At 74.8% G+C, this 6245-nt stretch carries 4 protein-coding genes and 1 tRNA gene; 2 read left to right on the top strand and 3 right to left on the bottom strand.

What is annotated here, in order from left to right; all coding sequences use genetic code 11:
* The coding region (locus HGA02_RS08265; protein WP_168678619.1) for an alpha/beta hydrolase at window positions 1-1766 on the bottom strand (1766 nt) is incomplete at its 3' end.
* A gap of 197 nt (window positions 1767-1963) precedes the next feature.
* Between HGA02_RS08265 and HGA02_RS08260 the strand changes: the two genes are divergently transcribed.
* Window positions 1964-2356, top strand: a complete 393-nt coding sequence (locus HGA02_RS08260; RefSeq protein WP_168678618.1) for a nuclear transport factor 2 family protein — start codon at window positions 1964-1966, stop codon at window positions 2354-2356.
* A gap of 52 nt (window positions 2357-2408) precedes the next feature.
* On the opposite strand, the gene HGA02_RS08255 is transcribed toward HGA02_RS08260, so the two are convergent.
* Window positions 2409-2482 (bottom strand) — tRNA-Gly (locus HGA02_RS08255).
* A 179-nt stretch (window positions 2483-2661) separates the two neighbouring features.
* Here HGA02_RS08255 and HGA02_RS08250 point away from each other — a divergent pair.
* On the top strand, window positions 2662-3264 hold the full coding sequence (locus HGA02_RS08250; RefSeq protein ID WP_168678617.1) for a GNAT family N-acetyltransferase: 603 nt from the start codon (window positions 2662-2664) through the stop codon (window positions 3262-3264).
* Window positions 3265-3347: 83 nt separating this feature from the next.
* On the opposite strand, the gene HGA02_RS08245 is transcribed toward HGA02_RS08250, so the two are convergent.
* On the bottom strand, window positions 3348-6245 hold a 2898-nt coding region (locus tag HGA02_RS08245; protein ID WP_210728320.1), incomplete at its 5' end, for an FG-GAP-like repeat-containing protein.

Below are 6245 nucleotides of genomic sequence, written 5' to 3'. Positions count from 1 at the left end.
AGCGGCGGCACGACCGGCGGCAGCGCCCGCTGGGGTGCGGCCTTGCGCGCCTGGTCCGGCACGACGAACGGCTGCGCGTCACCCACGCACACCGTGCCCTCGGCGGGCAGCGTCCCGGCGAGCAGGTAGCCGTCGACCGCGTCGGTCACGCACGCCGACGTGCCGTACGCCGTGTGGCCCCAGCTGTCGCTCGACAGCAGGCGGCTGCTGCCGAGGACCGCGTCGGCACCGACCGCGCCGTCGTAGTTCGTCGCCGGGTCCCAGTAGTTGCCGACGACGAGCACGGGGTGCGCCGACGAGCGCGTGAACGGGCCGCGGTAGGCGTCCTCGTCCTTGACGGTCCACGTCGACGACGCGCACGGCGCCGACGCCCACGTCCACAGCGGGCCGAAGCCCGGGGCGTCCGCGTCGGCGCGCTTGGCCGCGGCGGGCCACTGCGACGCCTTCGACGGGTTGAGGCCGTCGGTGCACAGCACCGACTGGAACGCGTCGAGCCCGTTCGGGTACGGGAACCCGAGGCCGAGCGCGGCACGCTGCGCGGCCTCCTGCGCCGCGGCCGCGTCCTGCTCCGCCTGGAGCGTGCGGAACCGCTCGACGAGGGCGGCGTTCGCCTCGGCGCCCTCCGGCGTGCCCATGCCGCCGGCCTGGAGCGACGCGACGAACGAGATGTCGGAGTCGACCCACTGCCAGCCGTCGGGCGCGTACAGGTCGGACAGCAGGAACGAGATGAACGTCGCGTAGGTGAGCGTGAAGACGACCTCGCCCGTGTCGGGGTCGACGATGTCCACCGGCTGCTGCTTCAGCCCGTCGATCACCTCGTCGTACACCGCGTGCGGCTCGCCCAGCGCGGCCGTCTGGCAGACGTCCGCGGCCTCGGCGCACCGGTCGAGGATCTCCTGCAGCGCCCTCCACGCGCCCTCGCCGGAGCGCAGCCGCTGCGTCTGCGGCACCGACGCGGTCGCCGGCGTGCCCGCCCACGCGGTCGGGTCGAGCACACCGTCGATCACGAGCGCCCGGACGCGGTCCGGGAACAGGTTCGCGTACACGCTGCCCAGGTAGGACCCGTACGAGAAGCCCAGGTACGTGAGCTGCGCGTCGCCGAACGTGCGGCGCAGCACGTCCATGTCACGCGCGACCTCGGCCGTCGACATCGACCCGGACAGCGGCTTGCCCGTCGTCGAGCACGCGCGCCCGAACTTCTCCGACGACGCGACCGCGGCCTTCGTCTCCGCGTAGTCCACCGGGAACGCGACGTCCGTCAGCCCCGAGACCGCCGCCGCCTGCTGGCCGACGTCCTTGAAGCACTGCACGTTGCTGCTGTAGTTCGTGCCGCGCGGGTCGATCCCCACGACGTCGAAGCGCGCGAGCAGCTCGGGGGCCAGGAACTGCGGCGCCGCGGCCGCGATCTCGACGCCGGACCCGCCCGGTCCGCCGGGGTTGAGGAACAGCGTGCCGATCTTCCGGGCCGGGTCCGTCGCCGGGATCCGCAGCACCGCGACCTCGGTCGTCGCGCCGCGCGGCTCGTCGTAGTCGAGCGGGAGCGCTGCCACCCCGCACTGCGCGGTGGACCCGAACAGCGGGCTGCAGTCGAACCAGCCGAGGTCGGGGACCTTCACGCGGTCGACGCGTGCGGCCTCGGCGCGGGACGTCCTGTCGCCGCCGGTCGGTGCCGCGGACGCGGCGGTCGCGGTCGGGACGACCGCGGCGGCGACGGTGAGTGCGGCGAGCGCCGCGACGAGCGTGCGTGCTGATCTGCGCAACTGCATGCTTCCCCCTGCCGGCGTGCCGTCGGCCGCCCCTGTGCGGCCTGCTGGCCGGCACGCGCCGCCCCCACCTTCTCGACGCCCTCGCGCGCGCCACAAGGGCCTCACCGGGCCCTTCACGGGACGTGCGCAACTGGACGTCCGCCCTGGTCGGGGGCCTGCCGGTGCGGAGCCGGGTGCCGGGCGCGACACTCGACCCCATGGACGTCATGACGTGGGTCGACGGGTACGAGCGGGTGTGGCGCGGCAACGACGTCGCGGGTCTCGACCAGCTCTTCACCGCCGACGTGCGCTACCTGCGGTCCGCCTACGACGACGGGCTCGACGGGCTCGAGGCCGTCCGGGCGTTCTGGTCGGACGACACCCCGTTCACGATGCACGCCGAGCCCGTCGCGGTGCAGGGCGACACCGCGGTCGTCCGGGTCGAGGTGCACTACGGAGGCGACGAGCCGCACGAGTACCGGGACCTGTGGATCCTGCGGTTCGCGGCCGACGGCCGCGTGCGGCACTTCGAGGAGTGGGCGCACTGGCCGGGCATGCCGGGCTGGAACCCGGCGGCGGAGGACCACGCCCCGGACACGACGGCCGAGTAGCCCGGACACGACGACGGCCGGCACCCGAGGGGTACCGGCCGAGACGATCGCGTGGAGCGGGTGACGGGAATCGAACCCGCGCCATCAGCTTGGGAAGCTGAAGTTCTACCATTGAACTACACCCGCGTGACCGTCCGGTCGGCGACCTCTGCGCTCGTCAGGGGCTCGCGGAGCCCCGGAGACGTCGGTCGCCGTCGTCGGCCCGGACAGCATACCCGGCACGGCGTGCCCCGCGAAGTCGCGTCCGCACCGCCGCGCACCCGAACCCGCCCGGCTCCCGCGGCGCGCGTGAGAAGGTCGGGCGCATGGCTGCCGTGCTCCGCCCGTACCACCCGTCCGACCTGGCCGCGATGTACCGCATCTGCCTGCTGACGGGCGCCGCGGGCGGCGACGCGACGCACCTCTACCGCAACCCCGACCTGCTCGCGCACGTCTACGCCGGCCCGTACCCCGTCGCCGACCCGGGCCTCACGTTCGTCGTGGTCGACGACGAGGGCGTGCTCGGCTACGTCGTCGGCACCGCCGACACCCCGGCGTTCGACGCCTGGCTCGAGGCCCACTGGTGGCCGACGCTGCGCGCCCAGCACCCGCTCGGCGAGGATCCGGGCGACGGCACCGAGGACCACGTGCTGGTCCGCCGCATCCACGAGCGGGCCGGTGGCCCCGACGAGATGTACGACCGGTACCCGGCCCACCTGCACATCGACCTGCTGCCGCGCGCCCAAGGGCAGGGCTGGGGGCGCCGGCTCATCGAGGCGCTGGCCGACGCGCTGCGGGCCCGCGGCGTGAGGGGCCTGCACCTGGGCGTCGACGCGCGCAACACCGCGGCGATCGCGTTCTACGAGCGCGTCGGGTTCCGGCGTGAGCGCACGCACGACTGGGGGGCGACGCTCGTCCTCGACCTCTGACGAGCACCGCCGCCCGCGGCGACCACGGACGCGGCCGGCCGCACCCGCACGCGCGACGACCGGCGTCGACGCGGGACCCCCCGTCAGCGGTAGGTGCGGAACCAGCCGAAGACGTCGACGACCATGTCCACGTCCGCCGACCGCGCGTAGAACGTGACCCGGCCGGAGTCGCCGAGCGTCAGGATGGCCATGTTCGACTCGTCGCGGCCCGGCACCAGGTTGATGCTCGCGACGTCGGGCAGCGTGGCGGGGACCGTCGTCGGGAACGCGCGCACGTGGGTCGCCGAGGCGGGGTGCACGCCGGCGAGGTTGGCGACGACCGCGGTCGCGTCGATCGGCACCGAGGTCGTGCCGCCGATCTTCACGTTCTGGGGCGTCCCCGCGCGCAGCTTGCCGGAGAAGCCGAGAGCCGAGCGCGAGTCGGCGACGCGGACGGGCTCGACGGGGACGAGCCCGTCGGTGCCGGTCGCGGTGTAGTAGCCGGCGAGGTCGGCGACGAGGTTGGTCGCGGACCGGTTGACCCAGAAGCGCACGCGCCCGTTCTCGCCGACCTTCACGGTGACGAGGTTCGCCTGGTCGCGGCCGGGGTAGAGGTTGAGGTTGGACGTGCTGGGACCCGACCACGGCTCCCCGAGGTCCGGCGCAGGGACCACGCTGACGAACGTCCCGCCCTGCACGCCCGTGCCGGCGACGTTGAGGACGACGGCGGTGGCGTCGGCCGGCACGCCGTGCACGCCCGCGATCTTCAGGTCGACCCAGCGGCCACCGATCACGGGACCGGCGGGGACGCCGGTGCCGTCGCGCGTGTCGAGCACGCGGACCGGCGTCACGGGCTCGTACCCCGCCGCGCCGCCGGGGCTGTAGTAGCCGAAGACGTCGAGGATGAGGTCGGTCGTCGGGCCCTCGGGCATGACGGCGACGGTCTGACCGGGGCCGAGCTGCACGGTGACCAGGTTGGGCTGGTCCACGCCGGGCACGACGTTGAGGTTGGCGACCCGCGGTGCGGGGCCCGAGCCGTCGACCTGCGTCGGGAACGCCCGCACGTTGCCGAACGAGCTGTGCCGTGTCGAGGCGACGGACATCACCACGGCGGTCGCGTCGGCGGGCAGCAGCCCGGCGAACGAGACCACGAGCCGCTCGCCGGACGCGAGCTGGCCGAACGTCTCGGGCACGCCCGCGTCGCGGGTGTCGACGACGCGGAACGGGTCGACCGGGGTGTAGCGGTCGCCGCCCGCGGCGACCGTGAACGGCACCCGGACGGGGGCCGGGAGCGTGGCGCCGGCGGAGTCGTGGACGCCCGAGACGAGCAGCGAGTAGTGCTGACCGGGCTGCAGGTCGCTCTTGGCCAGCACGGTCACCGTGCGCGTCGTCGGGTTCCAGCCGACGGTCGCGGGCACGCGCGAGCCGGTCGCGTCGAGCAGCCGGAAGTACCCGGCGTCCTCGGTCAGGTCGGCCGTGCGGAGGTCGCGCGCGAAGGTGACCTGCACGGGCGGTCGGGGCTGCAGGCCCGACGTGTGCGGTGCCGGGCTCGTCGCGAGCACCCAGCCGCGGGTCGTCGTCGCCGACGGGACGGTCTGCTGCAGCGCGATGACGCCCTGCTCGGCGAGGACCGCGTCGACGCGTCCGTCCGCGTCGAGGTGCGCGAGCGCGAGCTGGCCGGGCCGGTCGTAGACCGTCTGCTCGACGGGGGACGGCAGGGGTGCGGACAGCGTGCCGTCGGAGAGCCCGCGGAGCAGGCTGACGCGCATGTCGAAGGCGTTCGACACGAGCACGTCGTCGCGCGCGTCGCCGTCGATCTTCCCGACGACGAGGTCGCCGCCCGACTCGCCGCCGGCCGGGTACTCCTTGGTCGGGGCGAAGCCGCCGCCCGCGAGAGCGGCGTCGACACGGACCGCGCTGCCGTTGAGCCGGACCACGTCGAGCCGCCCGTCGCCCGTGACGTCGCCCACCGCGACGGCGGTCACCAGCGGGCCGCCCGCCGACGGCAGGGTGATCGGGGCGGCGAGCGTGCCGTCCGCCGCCTGCGGGTGCACGGCGTGGGTCGTCACCACGTCGGGCTTGCCGTCACCGGTCACGTCGCCCACCGCGAGGTACTGCTGCGACTGCGCCTCGGCGAGCGGGGTGAAGACGCCCGAGCCGTTGTTGCGGAAGACCTGGATGCTCGGCCGGCTGGTCGACACGACGACGTCCTGGTCGCCGTCGCCGTCCCAGTCCACCGTGGCGATGTCGAACCCGCGGTACGCGGTGCCGCCGGAGGTGACCGGGGTCTGGCCAGCGACGCTCAGAGCGCCCGACGCCTGCTTGAGCAGCACGAACCCCGTCGCCGTCGTCGCGACCGCGTCCTTCCTGCCGTCGCCGTCCAGGTCGGCGACCGCGACGCCGTGGCCGTCGATCGAGATGCCCGGCACGGGCACGTTCACCGGCGTCGCGAGGGTTCCGGCACCCGTGCCCGGGTAGACGTACACGCCGCCGCCGAGCTCGACGGTCACCGCGTCGTCCTTGCCGTCGCCGGTGAGGTCACCCGTCGCGACGACGCCGACGTCCGTGCGCGTCGGGTCGGCGGGCGCCGTGAACGTCGGCGTGAACGGCGCGGTCGGACCCTGCTCGACGCGCACCTCGTACGTGCTGTCCGTGGGCGCGGAGCCGTTCGCGTTCCACACGCCGACGCGGAGCGTGCCCGCCGCGGCGACCCGCACGAACACGTCCTCGGGCTCGCCGACCTCGCCGTCGTCCGCCTGGCCGAGCACGGCCCCCGACGCGTCCTGGACCTGCACCACCGGGTCGAGGAGAGGTCCGGTGGACGGGTCGCCGGCGGACGTCTGCCCGACGTGCGCGCGGTACGTGCCCGCGGCCGGGACGGTGACGGTGTACCAGTCGACGTCGCCCTCGGGCGACAGCGTCGCCGTGGCGGCGCCGCCCGTGAGGGTGCGTGCGGTCGCGGGGGTGTCGTCGCTCGGCCCGGGGTCGCCGGGCGCGCGGTC

It is taken from the genome of Cellulomonas septica, from assembly GCF_012396155.1.
GTDB classification, from domain to species: domain Bacteria; phylum Actinomycetota; class Actinomycetes; order Actinomycetales; family Cellulomonadaceae; genus Cellulomonas; species Cellulomonas septica.
The sequence above is the reverse complement of the archived record's forward strand: the minus strand, read 5'-3'. Positions and strand labels throughout refer to the sequence as shown.

Excerpts from the sequence above, each read along its gene's own strand:
- HGA02_RS08260 (WP_168678618.1), top strand. The coding sequence starts at position 1,964 with ATGGACGTCATGACGTGGGTCGACGGGTACGAGCGGGTGTGGCGCGGC.
- HGA02_RS08250 (WP_168678617.1), top strand. The coding sequence starts at position 2,662 with ATGGCTGCCGTGCTCCGCCCGTACCACCCGTCCGACCTGGCCGCGATG.